The organism is Streptomyces sp. NPDC058469, from assembly GCF_042721125.1.
Classification (GTDB): domain Bacteria; phylum Actinomycetota; class Actinomycetes; order Streptomycetales; family Streptomycetaceae; genus Streptomyces.
Map to the genome: position 1 here is coordinate 108788 of NZ_JBHXME010000004.1, position 19734 is coordinate 128521.

The 19734-nt window shown below is 68.2% G+C and carries 15 protein-coding genes; 7 read left to right on the plus strand and 8 right to left on the minus strand.

Annotation, left to right across the window (positions count from 1 at the left end; genetic code table 11):
* Positions 1 to 258 precede the first annotated feature (258 nt).
* The 3 genes from ACFWP5_RS04095 to ACFWP5_RS04105 all read left to right on the plus strand — a co-directional run bounded on the left by ACFWP5_RS04095 (position 259) and on the right by ACFWP5_RS04105 (position 3817).
* Positions 259 to 1587, plus strand: a complete 1329-nt coding sequence (locus ACFWP5_RS04095) for a Tat pathway signal protein (RefSeq protein WP_384149819.1) — start codon at positions 259 to 261, stop codon at positions 1585 to 1587.
* A gap of 37 nt (positions 1588 to 1624) precedes the next feature.
* Positions 1625 to 2098, plus strand: coding sequence for a TrmO family methyltransferase (locus ACFWP5_RS04100; protein WP_384149822.1), 474 nt, complete (start codon positions 1625 to 1627; stop codon positions 2096 to 2098).
* A gap of 261 nt (positions 2099 to 2359) precedes the next feature.
* Positions 2360 to 3817, plus strand: a complete 1458-nt coding sequence (locus ACFWP5_RS04105) for an NF041680 family putative transposase (RefSeq protein ID WP_384149825.1) — start codon at positions 2360 to 2362, stop codon at positions 3815 to 3817.
* A gap of 79 nt (positions 3818 to 3896) precedes the next feature.
* On the opposite strand, the gene ACFWP5_RS04110 is transcribed toward ACFWP5_RS04105, so the two are convergent.
* The 3 genes from ACFWP5_RS04110 to ACFWP5_RS04120 form a co-directional block, all read right to left on the minus strand.
* Positions 3897 to 4076: a DUF6417 family protein gene (locus tag ACFWP5_RS04110; protein WP_384150075.1), complete on the minus strand. Its 180-nt coding sequence runs from the start codon at positions 4074 to 4076 to the stop codon at positions 3897 to 3899.
* A 6-nt stretch (positions 4077 to 4082) separates the two neighbouring features.
* Positions 4083 to 4550, minus strand: coding sequence for a hypothetical protein (locus ACFWP5_RS04115; RefSeq protein WP_384149828.1), 468 nt, complete (start codon positions 4548 to 4550; stop codon positions 4083 to 4085).
* Positions 4551 to 4826: 276 nt separating this feature from the next.
* Positions 4827 to 5375, minus strand: coding sequence for a DUF1062 domain-containing protein (locus ACFWP5_RS04120; protein ID WP_384149831.1), 549 nt, complete (start codon positions 5373 to 5375; stop codon positions 4827 to 4829).
* A 556-nt stretch (positions 5376 to 5931) separates the two neighbouring features.
* Here ACFWP5_RS04120 and ACFWP5_RS04125 point away from each other — a divergent pair.
* From ACFWP5_RS04125 to ACFWP5_RS04140, 4 genes are all read left to right on the plus strand, one after another.
* Positions 5932 to 6900 carry a phosphoribosylglycinamide synthetase gene (locus ACFWP5_RS04125; protein ID WP_384150078.1) on the plus strand — a complete coding sequence of 323 codons (969 nt, stop codon included), beginning with the start codon at positions 5932 to 5934 and terminating at the stop codon, positions 6898 to 6900.
* 282 nt (positions 6901 to 7182) lie between these two features.
* Complete coding sequence (locus ACFWP5_RS04130; RefSeq protein ID WP_384149834.1) at positions 7183 to 10077, plus strand: BTAD domain-containing putative transcriptional regulator; 2895 nt, start codon at positions 7183 to 7185, stop codon at positions 10075 to 10077.
* 125 nt (positions 10078 to 10202) lie between these two features.
* A complete protein-coding gene (locus ACFWP5_RS04135; protein ID WP_384149837.1) occupies positions 10203 to 10373 on the plus strand; it encodes a hypothetical protein in 171 nt (56 codons plus the stop codon).
* Between the two features lie 247 nt (positions 10374 to 10620).
* Complete coding sequence (locus ACFWP5_RS04140; protein WP_384149840.1) at positions 10621 to 11334, plus strand: response regulator; 714 nt, start codon at positions 10621 to 10623, stop codon at positions 11332 to 11334.
* A 3-nt stretch (positions 11335 to 11337) separates the two neighbouring features.
* Here ACFWP5_RS04140 and ACFWP5_RS04145 read toward each other — a convergent pair whose 3' ends face one another.
* From ACFWP5_RS04145 to ACFWP5_RS04165, 5 genes are read right to left on the minus strand one after another with little or no spacing between them, the layout of a single operon-like run.
* Entirely contained in the window at positions 11338 to 12411 is a 1074-nt protein-coding gene (locus ACFWP5_RS04145) for an acyl-CoA dehydrogenase family protein (RefSeq protein ID WP_384149843.1), read from the minus strand.
* Between the two features lies 1 nt (position 12412).
* Positions 12413 to 13567 carry an acyl-CoA dehydrogenase family protein gene (locus ACFWP5_RS04150; RefSeq protein ID WP_384149846.1) on the minus strand — a complete coding sequence of 385 codons (1155 nt, stop codon included), beginning with the start codon at positions 13565 to 13567 and terminating at the stop codon, positions 12413 to 12415.
* 10 nt (positions 13568 to 13577) lie between these two features.
* On the minus strand, positions 13578 to 17672 hold the full coding sequence (locus ACFWP5_RS04155) for an amino acid adenylation domain-containing protein (protein ID WP_384150081.1): 4095 nt from the start codon (positions 17670 to 17672) through the stop codon (positions 13578 to 13580).
* A gap of 5 nt (positions 17673 to 17677) precedes the next feature.
* Positions 17678 to 18802, minus strand: a complete 1125-nt coding sequence (locus tag ACFWP5_RS04160; RefSeq protein ID WP_384149849.1) for a M20/M25/M40 family metallo-hydrolase — start codon at positions 18800 to 18802, stop codon at positions 17678 to 17680.
* Complete coding sequence (locus ACFWP5_RS04165) at positions 18799 to 19677, minus strand: RimK family alpha-L-glutamate ligase (RefSeq protein ID WP_384149852.1); 879 nt, start codon at positions 19675 to 19677, stop codon at positions 18799 to 18801. The genes ACFWP5_RS04160 and ACFWP5_RS04165 overlap by 4 nt, the downstream gene beginning before the upstream one ends.
* Positions 19678 to 19734 lie beyond the last annotated feature (57 nt).

Here is a 19734-nt window from a genome sequence, read left to right on the forward strand (position 1 = left end):
TTCGACGCCATCGCCCGGTACACGACGATGTCCGTCTCGGCGCCTCTCGACGGACGCTGAGGGTGATATTTCGCCACCTCGGCTGCAAGCGAGGGAAGTTGAGCACTACCGTGAAGCAACTGACTGATCCCGGACGCAGACAACGGCAGATCGGTCAACCCGATCAAAGATCACTTTCAGTCGCGGGGGCGCAGGATGGCGCGCGAGAGGAACGAACGTCTAGACGCGCTGTTGTTGGAAGCTCGCTGGTCCCGAGCCATGACGGCCGCAGCGTACAACCGGGTCGCCACTGAGACGCTGAACGGCGAAGTTCGGGAAAACTCCAAGATCGGACGCTCCCACGTGAGCATGTGGGTGGGGGGCACCCAACCGACTGGAATTGCGCCAGCTATCTTGTGCCAGGCGCTGTCCCGTCGATTGAAGCGTGAAATCACGCCGCAGGAAGCTGGGTTCACAGTTTCCACCTCATCAGCGCAGGGGGCGCTGGACTGGCGCGTCGATCCGTTGATCGCGCTGAGCGACCTGGGGAGTGGCGTGGACGCAGACCGGCGTCGTCTACTGACAGGCGGGGTGTACTCCGCAGCCGCCCTGATACTGCCCGACGTGACGTGGTGGGACGCCATGTCGCAGTCGCCGGTCCCGGAGCCCCCGACCGGCAAACGCGTCGGCCGCGGAGACGTCGAAACGGTACAAGAGCTGACTCTCGCGTTCTCCCGAATGGATCAGCGGCGTGGGGGCGGACATGGACGACGAGCGGTCGACGAGTACCTGAAACACGAAGCCCTTGGCTTCCTTCGGGGTCGGTTCACCAACGACGAGACGCGACGTGCGATGTTCTCGGCAACAGCGGAACTGGCTTACGTGTCGGCCTGGATGGCTTTCGACAACGGTGAGCATGCCGTTGCGCTCAGCCGCTTCAACACCGCGGTGAAGTTGGCTGCCAGATCGGGCGACGCGCCGCTGAGCGGGCACATCCTGCGCGCTATGGCGCATCAAGCACTCGACCTGGGGTTTCGACGCGAGGCTCTCCAGATCGCGCAGGCTTCGGTGCACGGCGCTCGGTACGATGCGGCGACTCCCCGCGAACGAGCGCTTCTTGGTGTGGTGCACGCACGTACCCTCGCCGCGAACGACCACAGGTCGGAGGCAGCGCGCGCCCTGCTGCGTGCTGAGGACGACCTGTCGAATGCCCACGACGGGATCAGGGAGCCGGACAGAACCTTCTTCTTCGGCGAAGCCTCCCTGGCGCACGAGACCGCTTGCACCCTGCGGGATCTCGGAGACCATCAACGAGCGGTCAAGGAGTTCCGGCGCTCGGTGCGTACGCGCGGGGCGGCATTCCGGCGTACACACGCAGTCACCCTTGGATACATGGGGGCGACGCAGATCGCGCACGGTGGCGTTGAAGAGGCCTGTGCGACCTGGACCAAGGTCTTGGACGCGATGGAGGACGGAATCTATTCAGGACGGGCTCGTCAGACAGTCGTCGACATGCGGCAACTGCTCTCGCCCTACCGACGGCGTGGCATACCCACAGTAGGCATCCTCGACGCTCGCGCGGCCTCGTACCTGGCACAAGTAGATTGACCACAGACGTCGTTTAGGCGGAGACGAAGGGCTGGGCATGGCGTTGGAGATCAACCCGATCGGAGAAGTCGTCGAAGGCCGTCCCGAGGTCGCCGACGACTACTGGGGCGGGGTCGAGTCGGTGATCCAGCTCGATGAATCCGAGTTCCCCGTCGACTCCGTGCAAGGCTTGGAGGAGTTCTCCCACCTGGTGGTGGTGTGGCACTTCAATCTGGCCTCACCCAGTGACGTCGAGTACCACGCCCGCAGCCCGCGCGGAAACGCCCAGTGGCCGGCGACGGGCACGTTCGCGCATCGCAACCATCGACGCCCCAACCAACTGGCACAGAGCTTCCCCCGGTTGCTCGGGGTCGAAGGGCTCAGGCTGCGCGTCACCGATCTGGACGCCGTGGTCGGCACGAAGATCTATGACGTGTCGCCGTACTTCGAGGAGATGGGGCCGCGGGGCGCGCTTCACGAGCCTGCTTGGCCTGGCGAGATGTTGGCCGAGTACTGGGCAGACAAGGCCTGAAAGCGGCGACCTGCAGCTCACGGACGTCGGTTGTGCGCGGGTGCCGCTCCGCCAGTTCGTGGATGATGCTGCCCTTCGGAGTGCCGAACGGTCATGCCGCCCCGGCTGGGCATGTGCCCTAGCTTGATCTTTAACGTTCGGCGTCGAATGGCAGGTCGAACTTGATCACTCGGTCCGGTAACTGCCGTACGTGGAAGCGGCCTTCGTCTGAACATGTGCTCCGACCAAGGAACACACACATTCAGAACGAAGGCCGTGAGGATGAGTCTGCTGCATCACGACGCCCGGTCTGACGCATTGGCACAACTGTCATGCTTCCGGGGCGAGTTCTACTCCTGCCTGACCACCCGTTCGGACGCCTTGTTCGAGCTGGCCGATGCCGTTCTGTGCGGTGACGGACCAGTGAGGTCTCTGGCCGAGCTGTCGCTGGTGGGTGAACACCGCCGCGGTCATGGCGGGCTCTACGCCGCGGTGGCCCGTGGCCGCATCGATGCCGGCCGGCTGCGGCGGGCCCTGGCCGAAGTGCCACTGCCACGGGCTGCCGACGGCCGGCTGGTCCTGGCCATCGACGTCACCTGCTGGCTGCGGCCCGATGCCCACACGTCACCGCAGCGGATCCTGTGCCACACCTACGGCCGGGGCAAGGACCAGCACATCCCCGTCCCCGGCTGGCCCTACTCGATCATCTGCGCACTGGAGCCGGGCCGCAGCTCATGGACCGCGCCGTTGGACGCTCTGCGTCTGACGCCCGGCGACGACACCGCCACCGTCACCGTCCGCCAACTGCGCGAGCTGCTTCAGCGACTGATCGCAGCGGGGCAGTGGCAAACCGGTGATCCCGACATCCTCATCGTCGCGGACGCCGGATACGACGCACCCCGCCTTGGCTTCCTTTTGAAGGACCTGCCCGTGCAGGTGCTGGCCAGGATGCGCTCGGACCGCGTCCTGCGCAGGGCTGTCCCGCCCCGGCTGCCGCACACTCAGGGCCGGCCACCCCGGCACGGCGGCGAGTTCGTCTTCGGGCAGCCCGACACCTGGCACAGCCCGGACACCGAGACCGTCACCGACACCCGCCTCTACGGCACCGCCCAGACCCGCTCCTGGGACCGCCTGCACCCCAGACTGACCCACCGCTCGTCCTGGGCCGCGGCCGACGGCACCCTCCCCATCGTCGAAGGGACGGTAATCCGCCTGGACATCGGCCACCTGCCCAGCGGAGCAACACCGAAGCCGGTCTGGCTGTGGTGGTCAGGCACCGACGCCACTGCGGCGGACGCCGACCGGCTCTGGCAGGCATACCTGCGACGCTTCGACATCGAGCACACCTTCCGCCTCTTCAAACAGACCCTCGGCTGGACCTCCCCGAAGATCCGCACCCCCGAAGCAGCCGACCGATGGACCTGGCTGATCCTCGCCGCCTACACCCAACTGCGGCTCGCCCGGCCGCTGGCGGCCGACCGGCGTCGCCCCTGGGAAAGACCAACTCCGCCGGACAGGCTCACCCCCGCCCGAGTCCGCCGCGACTTCCGGCACATCCGCCCAAAGGCCGGCTGCCCAGCCCAAGCACCGAAACCCACCCGCCCCGGCCCCGGACGACCCCCAGGCCGAAAGAACACCCGACCCACCCCACGCCACGACGTCCACACACCCCGCAAAACACCGGCGGCGAAACAACAAACGAAGAAGTCGACCACCCCACGACCACGCCGCACAGGTTAAAGATCAAGCTAGGGTCGATCCCCTCCGGTCGGCAACCGTCCGACGCCGGCAGAGAACGGTGAACACACTCGGCGGATGATCAGCCTTGCTCGTTCTCCATTTGCCCCGGCCCGCGCACGGCAGTCATGCGTATCAGGGTCGGCTCGCCGGCGGTGGGGGACGAACGGTAGATCGCACCGTATTCGCGGCCGAACCTGTTGGCCTCGGCCGCCGACCCGCCCAGCCGGTGCAGGTAGAAACCGTAGGCGGCCGATGTGATCTGCTCCTAAGTCAGGTGCAGCCGCCACCGCTTGTCCGTGGGGGTGAAGTGTGCGCTGCGGACCTGTTCGGCGAGTCCCTCGGCGGGCGGGGTCGCCAACTCGTCGGCCAGCGCGACGAAAACCCGTAGGGCGACCATCTGCGCGGGCCGCAGCTCCACCAACTGCTCACCGGGCGCCGGGCAGTAGACCTCCGGCTCAGCCAGCGCCCGGCTACGCGCGAACACCAGGACGTCGCGGCCGTGTCCCGTAAGTCGCGCTGTCCAGTGCACGGGACGAGCCGCGTAAGCGGAGAGTTCCGCGCGTGTCTCGCGATCGGCCAACTCCGCCAGCCCTTCTCCAACCACCGCTTCCACACCGCGTCGGAAAGGGGCGTGCCCCTCCTTATCCACGACCCAGTGGTGCCCAGCCGCGTGCTGACGCTCGTCGAGTTCCTCCAGCACGGCGATCCGCTTCTCCCCGTTCCGCATCCTCACCCTGCCCGGTAGAACTCCATGGCCCACCGCGTCATTGTCCGGCTTGCCCAGCGTTCACACACCGGTCTTCCACCATGACGGTGTACAGAGCTGGCCCGCCCTCACTTGTACGCAGGCGGGCGACTTCACAACTCGCGCTTCCCGGGAGGGCGTTCCGCCGCAGTTCCAGGCGGACTCCACCTTCGCCGCATCCGTTCTTCTTCCCGACGGAGCGACTCGGTCTGAAGTCAACGACCGCCTCACCATGGAACTTCACCTCAGGTCCCGATGAGGGGCTCAGCGCTTGAGCGTGAAGGCGAAGTCGCCGGAGAGCTTGCTGCTCAGTCGGACCGCCGAAACGAGATTCCCTTCCGTGACCAGTTTCTCGACCTCGGCCCGCGAAAGACCGCAACCTTCAGCGATCAGTCGCACCGGCCGGACAGGGATCCGCGCCGCGAAGCGGACCGAGACATCGACCACCTCGCGGCCCAGGTGATCCGATCCGCCTGTGTCGAGGCGCCAGGCGTTGTCCCAGTCGAGGGCGATGCGATTGCGACGCCGCACGATCGGATCCTGGAGCAACTCAGCTGCCAGGCCAGGATCGTTGTCATGCAGCCGGTCCAGCAGTTCGGGTCGTACGGAGCGCACGTTCATCCGCTCCAGGACCGTGAGCTTCGCAGTGTCCCCGCAAGCGGTACAGAGCGCGAGGAGCCAGACGTCGATGAGTTTGTGGTTCGCGTTGACACGAAATTTACCGCTTGTCCGGAAGCGGTCGGACGCGCACACGTGGCAACGACGCCGAATGAGCGGCAGACAGACGGGTTCGACCATCCAGTTTTCGAGCACAGAAGCACCCCTGTTTCGGTGAGAAATCCGCAGCAAAAAGAAGCGCGGCGCACATGCGTGACGCGCGATAAATCAGCTCTCGGGATGTCTCACGGGGTGTACAACGGCATGTTTCTGACTAGACGACTTGACTCGGCAGTACGGTAGGGATAAGCAGCGGTACTGTTCCACTGGTTTTCGGACATCTCACCGCCAGGTTCCGCATATCGATCGGCGTGTCATCACCGGTGGTATCGGGGCGACTTGCGCCGACCGTGTCGGCGAGTACGACGGACGCTACGGACACCCCGGCGCCCTGCGCGTCCGCGACAGGTTCAGCCGCCAGGACGCATTACGTTGACATTCCTCCGCCACGGCTACGCATCTCGCTTACCCGCCGCTGGCCCCGACCCTCGGCCACGCTTCCACCGACAACGGACTGAAGATCGTGATCGTCGCCGGCCGAGGTCGCCCGGCAAGGGAAGAGAAGGGGACCAGGGAGGGAAGACCGCACTACACAGTGACGTGTATGTGTGCATACTCCCCAAGAAGCTCGCAGTTCAGAGTGCTCCTGGTGATGCCGAGCCACCAACTCGCGCGAAAGGGAGCCGAGTTGGGGCTTCATATCTGGTCAGTATGGGATCCGTCGCAGCTTGAGGCCAACTTCGCGCCGTCCGTCGAAGAGGTCTCCGAGGAGCTGCTGCTCACCGATTTCACCGACGAGACCGGACTGCGCGAAGTCATCGCGCGGACCGCGCGGCGCCATGGCATCGACACCGTGTTGCACTGCGGACACGGCGGCTCCGTCCTGCCGGTGGTCCGGGAGGCGTGGCAGCTGGGGCTGTCTCCGAACCCGCCGGCGGTGTACGAACGGCTCCAGGTCTGGGCAGGGGACGACTGGGCCCCTGCGGAGGCTCCCAGGGTGAGCGTCGAGACGCTGACCGTGAACGGGACTCACCACGTCGTGGGGATGACGGCTCAACGCACCACGGGGCCACCACACTTCCTCGTGACGGGCTACCTCCATCCGGCGCCGTTGACCGCCGACGAACAAAAGATCATCGGAGCGGCGGTCGAGGAGCGGCTGACGGCGAGCGGATACCGTTCCGGCCCGGCCCACACGCAGGTGGCGTTGCTGCCCCACGGGCCGCGGATCGTGTCCTGCCGAGCGCACCTTGGCGCCGACCGTATCCCCCTGCTCGTCGAGATCGCGTGCGGGTTCGACCTGGAGGCAGCGGTCTTCACGGGTCTCCTGGGAAGCCGCCCGGCCGTGCCGAGCGCTTCCCGGTACGCGGAGGTCGGTTTCTTCCTGCTGCCCGAGGGGCGACTGGAGACGTACACCGGCACGGAGGACATCGCCGTGACCCCATGGGTTCGCGGAGCCCGCTTCCCGTACACTGTCGGTGACTGGATCTCTCCCGTCGGTGACCCACGTGCCCGTCGCGCCTATGTGGTCGTCGAGGGTGACACGCCGGAGCTCACCCGCGAACGGATCGCCAAGGCGCGACGAGATCTTGTCACCTATATCCGGTCGGCCGACCGATGACGCGCGCCGCGCAGTTGCGTTCTCCTTCTGAAGTGAGCTAGGCGCGAGGACGGGACTTGGTGTGAACATGCCTACTGCTGTTTCTCCGTGAAATGATCTACCCTCGCTAGATTGTGTCCCATCTCATTGCTGACGGGGGAGCTCAGGGTGCGGGACGTGACATCGAGACATGCTGAAGACGTCACAAATGCACAACCGGAATTCGTCGTCCTGGGATCTCTGGAGGTCCGCAGCGGCAGCGCTCTCATACCTGTCAACGGGGATCTGCAACGACGTGTCCTCGTGACGCTGCTCCTCGAGGCCGGGCGCGTCGTTCCCGTCTCCCGGCTGGTGATGGCAGCCTGGAACGACGAACCGCCGGACAGTGCCGAGCACCAGGTGCGCAAGACGGTGGCCAAGCTGCGCAGCCGCATTCCGCACGGCCCCGACATCATCGTCACCGACGGGCCCGGATACCGCGCGGTCATCGACACCGAGCAACTCGACCTGCTGCAGTACCAGACGCTGTTACGACAGGCCAGGGAATCACTGGACGCGGGGGAAGCACAGCGGGCCGCCGCACAGTTGCGTGAGGCGCTGGCGCTATGGCGAGGACCGGTGCTGGCCGGTTCCGGAGGCCGTGTGGTCGATGCTGCCTCGACGGCCCTGGAGGAGCAACGGCTTACTGCCGCCGAGCAGCTCTACGAACTGTGCATCGACGCGGGCGAGGCCGCCGAGATCACGGGTGAACTGCGGGTCCTCGTGGACGAGCATCCACTGCGCGAGACGCTGCGCAGCCGGCTGATGCTCGCCCTCTACCACTCCGGGCAACAAGCCGCCGCGCTCGACGAGTTCGTCCGCGTGCGCGACCATCTCGCGCACGAACTGGGCATTGACCCTGGCGTGGAGCTGACCGGACTGCATGAACGTATCCTGCGCCAGGACTCGTCGCTCACTCGTCCGAAACGCTCCGCGTCCCGTGTCCCGCAGCAGGTGACCAAAGCCCCGCACGCGCTGCCGTTCGACGTGCCCGACTTCTCGGGCCGCAGCTCCGAGCTGCATTGGATCTGCGATGCGGTCAGACGTGCCCCGGTGGGGTCACCGACGGTCCTGGCCCTCGACGGCATGGGCGGCGGCGGCAAGACGGCCCTGGCCATCCGCGCCGCCCATCAACTGGCTGAGCAGTATCCCAACGGCAGTCTCTTCATCGACCTGCACGGTTTCACACCGGGCCAGACACCGCTCAGCGTGTTCCACGCACAGGGAGACCTGCTCGCCGCCGCCGGCATACCCAGCGAGGAGATACCCACGGTGCCAGCGGGACGCGCCGCGCTGTGGCAGTCCTACATGCGAGGTCGTCGCATGGTGCTGGTCCTGGACAACGCCGCCGCCTCCGAGCAGGTTCGGGCGCTGATCCCCGCCGCCTCCGACAGCCTGGTCCTGATCACCAGCCGTCCGCGACTGACCGGACTGGACGGAGCCGAGTGGCTCTCCGTGGGCGCCCTTCCGGAGCTGGACAGCCACCAACTCCTGCGCAACACCCTCGGTGTCGAACGCGTCGAGAGAGAGCCGGACGCGGCCCGTGAGCTGCTGCGGCTGTGCGGAGGACTCCCGCTGGCGGTCAGGATTGCCGCCGCCCGGTTGGCGAACCGTCCACAATGGACTGTCCAGCGACTCGTTGAACGACTGCGCGACCATGACCGGCGACTGGACGAACTCACCAGCGAGGGCAGGGGCGTCGCGGGCGCGCTGCTCCTGTCGTACCAGTCCATGCCCCCGGACCAGCGCACGGCCTTCCGGCTTCTGGGACACCACCCCGGACGCTATCTGGATACCGAAGAAGCCGCCGCACTGTTGGACACGGACGTCCTGACGGCCGAGGACGTACTGGAAGAACTGGTCGATGTACGGCTGCTGGAGGCCAGAGAGCCGGGCGTGTACGCGTTGCACGATCTTGTGCGCAGCTTCGTGCAGCGGGTCGCGCAGGATCAGAGGGCGCCGGAGGACGGGGAGGCGGTGCGGCGACTGCTGGACCACTATCTGAACACGGCGGAAGCCGCGTGTGACACGCTGTTTCCCGGACGGCGCCGTTTCGGGAAACATGACGAAACAGGCCGGGCGCGCGCCGAGTTTGACCGCAAGGACAAGGCGCTCCAGTGGCTCGACCAACACCGCGACAGTCTGCTGGCAGCGGTGGACACCGCCTACCACGGAGGACTGCTATGGCACGCCGCGCGGCTGCCGCGTGAGTTGGGCTTCCACTCCAGCATCCGCGGCTACGACGCCAGCGCCAACGTGGCGCTGGAGAAGGGTGTCAGCGCGTCGCAACAGCTCGGGGACCAGGCTTTGACCCGGCTGAACCTGATGAATCTGGCCATGGGCAAGTGGCGGCTGGGCCAGTTGCGCGACGCGGTCGCCCGACTGGAGGAAGCCGTCGAGCTGTCCCAGCTGATGGAGGACGTGCATAGCGAGGCGGAGTGCCGGGCCCGGCTGGGCCAGGCGTACAACAGCATGGGGGAGCTGGAACGCGCGCTGCGGCTGTGCCAGGAGGCCAACGCGTGCGCGCAGGAACTCGGCTTCACTCGGCTCGACGGCTCGTCGTTGAGCACGCTGAGCCTGATCCAGGTGCGGCTGGGACGGTTCGAGGAAGCGGCGGAGTCGGCGGAGCGGGCGGTGGTCATCTTCGACTCGATCAAGGAGATTCAGCTCTCCGTGGACGCGCTGAGTAATCTCTCCCAGGCGATGGAGGGGCTGGGCCGCTTCGAGGAGGCGCTCGCCCGGGCCGACGCGGCGCTGGAGCGGTGCCAGCGCATGAACATGCCCTCCGTGTTGGCGCTGGTACTCGCCCGCAGAGCCGACGTGCTGGTGCGCCTGGGTGAGCTGGAGGCGGCGGCGGACAGTGCCGGCCACGCACTCGCCAAGGCCACCAGCAACACCGATGACATTCACCGTGCCACCGTGCACCTCTCGGTCGGGCGTGTGCTGTACGCGCAGGGGGACCTGGACACCGCGCAGGCTCAGCAGCTTCTGGCCCACGAGATTGCCTGCCGCATGGAGTTGCGCTACGACGAGGCGTGCGCGTTGTGGGGCCTCGCCCGTACCGCTGAGGCCCAGGGACATGCGCGGGTGGCCCAGCAGCACCGCTCGGCGGCGGGCGATCTGTTCTCCCTCATGAAAGTGCCGGAGACCGCACGGTGAGTCCTGCGAGTTGGGCGGCCCCCGACGCGGGGATCGGGCGGGTGTCCAGAGGGGAACGGGCGGGGAGGACAGGCCGGGAGTATCAGCGGAGTCGAAAAGGTCTTCCTTTCCAAAGGAGTTCACTCATGCGCTTCGCCCCTGTCGCCGCCGCCTCCGCCATCGCTCTCGGGGCACTTCTGGGAGGGGCCACGGCCTCCTCCGACGCGCCGGAGACGGTCCGGCAGCCCATCGTCGCCTCCGCTTCTCTGACAAATGTGGTCCTTCTGGAGACGGGTGACAATAACGGCAACGGCTGAGCCGGTGGGCCGCAACCAGTGGTTGTGGCCTACCAGTCCAGCCACCCGGAAGAGCCACTGTTGAGAGTCGACACCGCATCAGGCGGTGGCCCCGCGTCCGGTCTGCCCTCGCATCACACGCGTTGATGCACGTCACGTCGATGAGGCCGAACAGGTGCCTTCCGGGGTGAGCCTCGCGATATCCGCGCGCCGCGATCCCGTTCATGACAGCGAGGCTTCTACCTAATCCTTTTCGAGGGGGAACACAATGACCATTCGGGTGCTCATCTGTGATCAGTTGCCCGTTATCGCGGACGGTCTCAAGACCCTCCTCGACGCGGTGCCGGACATCGACGTGATCGGCACGACCCACAACGGCATGGAAGCCATCGTTCTTGTGCGCACCATGCGGCCCGATGTCGTGGTCACGGATCTGAACCTCCAGACCATCTCCGGCCTTGAGATGATCCGCAGACTCGGCAAGGAGGACGAGCCGCCCAACGTCGTCGTGTTCACCGAGTCCGACGCGGACAAGACGGTGAGCGACGTGCTGCATACCGGCGTGAGCTGCCTGCTCGGCAAGGACGCGAGCCCGCAGGAGCTGATCACCGCGATCCAGGCGGCAGCCGCCGGGCAGACCATGCTCGCGCCGAACATCGCGCAGCGCCTGGTCACCTGGTTCCGTGCGCTGCCGGAGCCCCAGGAGACCGTGCTGTGCCCGGAGGTGACCGAACTGACCTCGCGGGAACGGGAAGTGACCCGGATGGTGGCGCAGGGCATGTCCACCGAGGAGGTGGCCCGGGAACTGATCATCGCCGAGGCCACGGTCCGTACCCATCTCTACCGCGTGCGCACCAAGCTCGGCGTCCGCGACCGTGCCGAACTCGTGTCACTGGCCTACCGGACCGGGCTCATCCACTCGGCCGGACAGCCCTTCGGCGACGAGAGCGTCGCGTTGCCGGTGGGCCTGCGCGCGAGCTGACCCTCACGGCCGGGCCGTCGCCGCGACCGGAGGCTCTGTGCCGGCTGCGGCGCGCCTCGCCGTTCGAATGCGGTCGGCGCCGACCGTCCGCCACAGCGCGACGGGATCGCCGTACCGGGCGGACTCGGCCGCAGCTAGTCGGAAGTACCGGTGCAGGCCCAGTTCTGCTGTCATCGCGCGCACCCCGCAGCTCTGCATGCTCAGCCGCACCACGTCGCGCGCGGTCTCAGCGGCCATCGCCAGCGCCATGACCGGCGCGGTGCCGACGGCGTCAGGCTCAGAGTCGACCAACCACGCCCCCCGGTACACTGCTGCCCTTGTTGCGCGCAACGCCACCATGGCTCGCGCCAACGGGAACGAGACTGCGGGCAGATCGCGCAGCCTGGTGCCGAACTGCCGCCGGAAACCGGCGTATTCCACCGCGATCCGGTGCGCGCCGTCGGCGATGCCCAGCAGGTAGGCGGCCTGCCGCAGCCGTGCCCGCGTGAGCGGACCGGTAGGAGAGTCGGCCAGAGTCCCGACCACGTTCGCCGCGGTGACCGGCGTGGCCTCGAACCGGACGACCGGCGGCCAGCACCCGGCCTCCACGCCGATGCCGGTCGCATCGCGTGGCACTGCGACGAGCACGGGCTCGTCGCCTGTCCTGGTGGCCACCAGAAGCAGCCCGGGGCCCACATCGTCAACCGTGACCGTGCCGGTCAGCTCCCAGCCGCCCGCTCGCGGGGTCGCGGTGACCCCGTTGCCGACCGGCAGTGCTTCCAGTCCGGTCAGTGCCGCGCCTGCCGGACCGCCCATGTCGGCTGCCATCGCGTCGGCCCGGTAGGAGTTGCCGCATGCCGCGCGGCCGAGTTCCTCGCTGACGAGCACTCCGGCCGTCAGCCCGAGGCCGAGGCCGCCGGAGGAGGCCGGCCGTTCGAAGTCGGCCGCACCCAGTTCGTCGAGCACCGCCCGTGCAGGGCCCGAGGCTCCGTCGGTCACCGGCGCGCCGTGCAGCTCGATCCGGGCGGGGACGCCGGCCAGACCCGTACGCAATGCCTTGCGCAACTGGATGACGAGCGGATCGGGGGTGAGGTCCATGTCAGTGCTCTTCCTGTCCGATGGAGTCGAACGCGGCGGCCATGATCTGGAGCATCACCTCGGAGGTTCCTGCCGAAAGCGTGAGCCCCGGTGCCTCCCGGTAGGCGGAGTCCAGGGTCACAGCCGCTTTGGTGCGGTTCGCCCGCTGCTCGGGGCTCGGGATGTAGGCAGCCCACGCCGCGATGCTCTGGGCGAGTTCGCTGCTGTGGTACTTGGCGACGGCCGTCGAGACCTGATCGACCTGGTCCGACGCAAGGCCGGTGAGGACTTCCCAGGCGAGGACGTGGTCGGCCGTCAGCGTGCCGTACCAGCGACCGATCTGCTCGAGGCGGTCGTCGTGCGGAGAGTCGGGGGCGTCGTCGATCAGTGCGTCCAGCGCGGCCTCGAGCCAGTGCTCCGCCTTGAGGTGGTAGTCGAGGCCGGTGCGTTCGATGGCCAGTGCCTCGTTGAGCAGCGGCCACCCCTCGTCGCGCGGACCGAGGAGGTCGTCGCCCGACACCGGAACCGAGTCGAGGTCCACACGGTGGAAGTGCTCGTCGCCGACGCCGGGTATCACCGACACCGTCACACCAGGGGCGCCCATGTCGACCAGGAACAGACTGATTCCCTGGTACTTCCCGGCACCCGGCGTCGTACGGGCCGCGCACAGCCCGAGGTCGACAAACCGTGTCTTGAGGCTGAACACCTTCGTGCCGGTGATCCGGTAACCGTCGCCGTCGGGTTCGGCCACGGCCCGCAGCGCACCGAGATCCGACCCCGCGTCCGGCTCGGTGTAGAGCACCGAGGCGAAACTCTCACCGCGGGCCAGCGCGGGCAGGTACCGGCGCTTCTGCTCGTCGCTGCCCGCCAGCAGCAGGAACTGGCCGACGATCTGGATGGTGTTGACGTGGAACGTGTCCGGCACTCCCGCGCGCACCAGTTCCTCGGCGACGATCGCGGCATCGGTCAGCGGGCGGCCCTCTCCGCCGAACTTGACGGGCCAGTGCACGGCAAGCAGGCCCAGCTTGCCGAGCAGACGGTAGAGCGGACGCGCGTCCGGCTCGACGCCGTTTGCGCCGGTGGCCTCCGCCGCCGCGGCACGCACCTCGGCGGAGCGCAGTGCCTTCCGCACGTCCGCCCGGAACCGTTGTTGATCCTCGGTGAATCCGAACCGCATGTACGTCTCCTCAAGTGGCGAGCGTCTCTTCGATCGCCGCGACGACCCGGCTCAACGCCGGTTCTGTGAAAAGGGTGTAGTGGTCGCCGGGCACGTTTTCGGCCCGGAACGGGCCCGTGCACACCGTCCGCCACTGCTCTTCCACGGCGATGTGAGGTGAGGCGGTGAGCACGGTGACCCGCCCGCCGTACGGACCCGGCGGGCGGTATGCCTGCATGGACAGGGCGCAGGATCGGAACGTCTCGAAGCGGGAGGTCAACTCCTGGTCGGTGAGCTCCAGTTCGACGCCGAGGCGCGTCAGCGTCTGCCTGACGTCGGCCATGCCGACGGCCGGGTCGCCGAGAACCGCGCGCACCTGAGGGCCGTCGCGCCCCGTCAGTCTGGCGACATCGTGCACGAACCGCTGCCGCACCGTCGCCTCGTCGAGGGGGACGGAGTCCTCGTCGTAGGCGGCGTCCAGCAGGACCACCGGCGGCCGTTCTCCGGTCTTCTGCTCGATCTGCCGGGCGACCTCGAAGGCGAGCACACCGCCGTAGGACCAGCCGGCCAGGCAGCACGGCTCCGGCAGGCCGGTCTCGATCAGGGACTGCGCGATCCTGGCGGCGGTCGCCGCGATCCCGTCCTGCGGAGCCATGGCGGCGTCGCGTGGATCGGCGGCGAAACCGGTCACGCCGATGTCCTCGCGCAGTGCCCTGGCCAGCGGTATGTAGCAGAACAGTGCACCGCCCGACGGGTGCAGCAGGATCGCCTGCGCCGGGCCCGACGCACGCATCACCACCGGTGCCCGGTCATCACCCGGCGCGGCGGTCCGGGCGGCTTCCTGCCCGCACAGGCTCTCCAGCGCATCGAGCGGATCGCCGTCGTCATCGCGCCGTGCGGCGCGGACGGTGTCGATGGTGGTGGCCAGGTGGGCGACGGTGGGCGAGACGAAGAAGTCGCCGAGCGTGATCTCCACCCCGAACCTGCGGTTGATCGCCGACATCAGCTGAACGGCCTGGAGACTGTTGCCGCCTGCCAGGAAGAAGTCGTCGTGCACGCCGATCCGGTCGTCGCGCAGCAGGGGAGCGAGCACGTCGCGCAGCAGCCTGCGTTCCGTCGCGGTGAGCGACTCGTCGCTGTGCCCCTCGCCCGCACGGCTCAGGTCCGGCGCTGGCAGCCTGCGCCAGTCGACCTTGCCGCTGCTGGTGAGCGCAAGCTCGTCGAGGACCACGAAGTACGACGGGATCATGTACGACGGCAGGAGCGTGCCCAGATGCTCGCGCACCGCCGGTACCTGCTGCTCGCTGACCCCGGTCAGGTAGCCGACCAGGTGCTTGTCCCCGTTGTCGTCGGTCCACGCCCGTACGCTGACCGGCCCGATTCCGTCGAAGCCGGTCAACGCCGACTCCACCTCGCCCAGCTCGATCCGCAGTCCGCGGATCTTGACCTGCTGGTCGATCCGGCCGAGGAAGACAAGCCGTCCGTCGGCCAGCCGTTTCACCAGGTCTCCGGTCCGGTACAGCCGCCGGCCGGGCGCGGTGCCGAACGGGTCGGCGATGAACTTCTCGGCCGTCAGCTCGTCCCGGTTGAGGTAGCCGCGCGCCAACCCGCCACCGCCGATGACCAGTTCACCCGGCACACCGATCGGCACCCGGCGCAGGTCGCGGTCGAGCACGTGCGCCACATGGTTGGTCATGGGCAGGCCGATCGGCGGTGAGGCGTCCCAGGTGCCCGGGCACTCCTCCACGATCATCGTCACCGTGCACTCGGTCGGCCCGTAGCCGTTGAACAGCCGCCTGCCCGGGTTCCACCGGTTCACCAGCTCACCGCTGAACGCCTCGCCGCCGACGAACGCGATCCGCAGGCCAGTGAACTTCTCGGGCACCAGCAGCGGCATCACGGTCGGAGGCAGGTCGATGACGGTGATGCCGGCCTGTTCCATCAGAGACTGGAGCCGGTCGACGGACAGCCGTTCGTCGTCGGTCGCCAGGCACAGGCGGGCTCCGGTCAGCAGCGCCGAGAACGTCTCGAACACGGAGACGTCGAAGGTCACCGAAGCGAACCCGAGCACCCGGTCGGCCGGTGTCAGGTCGAACAGGTCCTGCGTGGAGTCGATGAAGTTGACCACGCCGCGGTGCTCGAGCAGTACACCCTTCGGCTTGCCGGTGCTGCCGGAGGTGTAGATGACGTACGCGACGTCGCCGGGCTGCGCCGCGAGCGGGGGGTTGTGGTCGGGCAGTGCCGCCAGTTCCCCGCGGACGTCGTCCAGCGTCACGACGGGCGCGTCGACCTCGCTCACGGTCCTGCCGGCCTCGGCGTGTGCGATCACCACCCGCACACCCGCGTCGGCGGCGATCTCCGCGACCCGCCCGGAGGGATGCGCAGTGTCGAGCGGCACATAGGCCGCGCCGGTCTTGAGCACCGCGAGGATCGCGGTCGGCACGTCGACGTTCCTGCGCAGACACAGGCCGACCCGCGTGCCCGGCTCGACGCCGCGCTCGCGCAGCAGGGCGGCGAGCCGGTTCGCCCGGGCATTGAGCTCGAAGTAGCTGGTCTCGACACCGGCGACGACGACCGCCACGCTGTCCGGGGACTCCTGGACGCGCGCTTCGAACTCCGCCACGACTGTGGATTCGCGTATCGGCCGCATCGGTCCCCTGCCGACCTCGGCCAGGAACTCCCTGTCCGCCGGGCTCAGCACCTCGGCGGCGGACAACGGGGCGTCCGGGGCTGCGGTCAGGGTGTGCAGCAGCCCGTCGTAGTGCCGGGCGAACCTGGCGATGCTCTCGGCGTCGAACAGGTCGGTGTTGAAATCGATGGCAAGGAGTGCGTCGGCGCCGGGGGCCGCCTGCTCCGTCAGGTTCCAGCTCATGTCGAACCGGGAGGTGGCGGTCCGGACCTCCTCGTGCGAGGTGGCGATGCCGAGCAGGCCGACCGTGGCGCCCGCGTTCTCCACGCCGAACACGATCTGGAAGAGCGGTGAGCGCGACGGGTCGACAAGCGGATCCACCGCGTTGACCAGCCTATCGAACGGCAGGCCGCCCTGCTTGTACGCGGCGGACGACACGCGCCCGACCCGGTGGACCAGCTCGCGAAAGGTCGGGTCGCCGGAGACGTCTGCGCGCAGCACCCGCAGGTCGGTGAAGAGGCCGATCACCGACGACACGGCATCGTGCCGCCGGTTCGCTTCCGGCGAGCCGATCACCAGGTCGTCCAGGCCTGAGTACCGGTGCAGCAGCGTGAAGAACGCGGCGACGAGGACGTCGAACGGGCTCGCGCCCTCCTGCCGGGCCAGTTCCCCCGCCCGCTCCAGGGCCTCATGTCCGACGGTGAAGCGGGCGCTGCCGCCCGCGAAGGTCCGTGCCTCACCCCGCGGCCGGTCAGTCGGGAACTCCAGTACCTCGACGCCTGCCAGCCTGTCCCGCCAGTATGCGGTGAGCCTCTCCAGGTGGCCGCTGCCGAGCCGGTCGCGCTGCCACACCGCGTAGTCCGGGTACTGCACGGGAAGGTCGGGCAACCGTGGTGCGTCGCCGTCGCGCGACGACCGGTAGAACTCCCCGAGTTCACGCGTCAGCACCCCGCGCGACCAGGAGTCGCAGACGAGGGTGGGTACGTCGAGCAGGAACAGGTGGTCGTCCGGCGCCACCCTGAACAGCACCGCGCGCCACATTGGCGTCCGGCTCAGGTCGAACGGTTCGGCGACCTGTCGCTCGACCAGTGCCCGCGCCGCGGCCAAACGCCGCTCGTGGTCGCCGCCTTCCACTTCGACCACCGGCAGCTCGACCGGGACCTCGGTGGCGACAACCTGCATTGGGCCGCCCTCGCGCTCCACGATCGCGGTGCGCAACGCCTCGTGCCTGGCCACGACTGCGGCCAGCGCCGAACGCAACGCGTCCGCGTCCAGTCCGCCCCGCAGACGCAGGCACAGCGGAGTGCCGGAGGCAGGGCTGTCCGACGCCGGAGGGTCGAAGAACCGCAGGGTCTGCTGCGCGTGCGACAGCGGCGTCGGACCTATATCACCGCGCGACGTCGGGCCGCGTCCCGCCACGGTTTCCGCGTGCTTCCTCAGCCGGGCAAGGAATCGCGCGCGACGCTCTGCGGGCAGCGCGGCGAGGCGCTGGGTCATACCGGTCACCTGAGGCTCCTAATGGGCAGCGGCGCATCGTTCCCCCGGTCGCTCGTGCGCATGGGCAAGTGCGCCAACTCCGAAAGGGCAATGGTCAGTACGTCGATGCCACGCAGGTAGTCCGACAGCACGATGTGCTCGTCGTCGGCGTGATCGAGACTGCTGTCGCCCGGGCCGTAGGTCGCCATCGGGATGTCCCAGACCTCGGCGAGGGTGTTCATGTCCGAGGTGGCCGTCTTCACCACAAGGCGTGGCCGGGCGTGCAGTCGCCGGATACCGGACACCAGCGCGCGCACCGCCGGGTCGGCCCGGCCCACCCGGCAGGCCGCCACCGAGTTCAGCACTTCGAGATTGCCAGCCAGCAACCGGTCACGCAGCCCGCTAACCAGCTCGTCGACGTCGAATCCCGGTGGGACGCGGATGCTGAGGTCCGCCGTCGCCGTGGTCAAATCACCGTTGAGCCGGCACAGAGTCGCGCCCGGCTGGTCGAACACGCCGTGGCTCGCGTCCGGCCCGAGCAGATCGACCAATGCGTCCCAGCAAGCGACGGCCAGTTCGGACGCCTTCGGCACCGGGTTGCTCGGATGCGTGGCAGGACACCTGACGGTGTAGCGCAGGTCCAGCTTGCCCTTGTAGCCGAGCACCACGCTCGACCAGCCGCTCGGTTCTCCGATGACGAGCGCATCCGGCCGGACGTGGGTGGCTCGGATCGCCATCGCGCCACGCGAGCGCGGCGTCTCCTCTTCGACGACGCCGACCACCACGATCCGGCCTGGGAAGTCCACCGCGCCGACCGCGGCACAGATCATCGCCGCGAGCGGTCCCTTCGCGTCCACCGCGCCGCGGCCGTAGAGCCTGCCATCCTCCGAGCGGACCGGGAGCTGGCCCGAGACGGTGTCCATGTGTCCGAGGAGCATCACGGTCGGACCGTCACCGCGCTCGATCACGCCGATCACATTGCCCACGCCGTCGATGTGTGTCTGGAAACCCAGGTCCGTCATCTCTTCGGCCAAGTAGTCGGCCAGCGCGCGCTCTTGGTAGGACGAGGAGGGGATTTCCAGCATCTTGCGCAGCAGCCCGGCGGCGTACGTCTCGGTGACGTTGCCCGAAGAGGTGAACGCCCAGTTCATCGTTGCGCTCGTTCCAGTAGGTGGTCGACGATGTGGTCCGCGACATCGACCTGGTCGGCGAGCGCGGACTGGAAGCCGGTGAACTCGACCCGGTGATTGACCTCCAAGACCAGCAGTCGGCCGTCGCGGTCCTCGATCAGATCGACACCGGCGATGTCGGTGCCGACGGCGGCAGCCGCATCGAGGGAGAGCTTGTCGATCTCCGGTGTCACCTTGCACGGCCGGGTCTGCCCGCCGAGTGCCACATTCGTACGCAGGGACTCACCGGTCCGGTAGACGGCGCCCAGCACCTGACCACCGACCACGATCACCCTGATGTCCCGTTCGGGCTTGTCGATCAGCTCCTGCACATACCCGAGATGCGACTGCGGGCCGGGCAGCGCGGCGACGTACTCGAGCACCCCTTCCGCACCAGCGCGGTCGGGCAGCTGAACCACCAGCCGGCCCCAGGAGCCGACCAGCGGTTTGATCAGCGCCGGGTAGCCGATGGAGTCCAGGGCAGCCAGCGTGGCCTGCGGAGTGAGGCCGAGCGCGGTGCGCGGTGTCGGTACCCCGGCTGCCGCCAGGGCCATGGTGGTGCGCCACTTGTCGCCGCACAACTCGGTCGCGTCCACACTGTTGACCACGTCGACGCCCGCCGCGGTGAGGCAGCGGGCCGCGTACGCCGCGCGGACCTGACCGATCTCCCGGTTCAGGGCGAGACTCCATGGCAGGTCACGCTGACGGGCCGGGAACCACTGCTGGCGCGTGTCGACGTGGTCGAAGGGGACACCTCGCCGGTCGAACGCGTCGAACAGCCTCTTCTCGTCCGCGCCGACCCTGCTGGCGAGCACCGCGATCCTGCGGTCACTCGGGCGCTCTGGTGTCGCTGACACGTGACCTCCGCATTAGAACTGATTGACCGGACGGAATACCGGTCTGTCGCGTGGAGA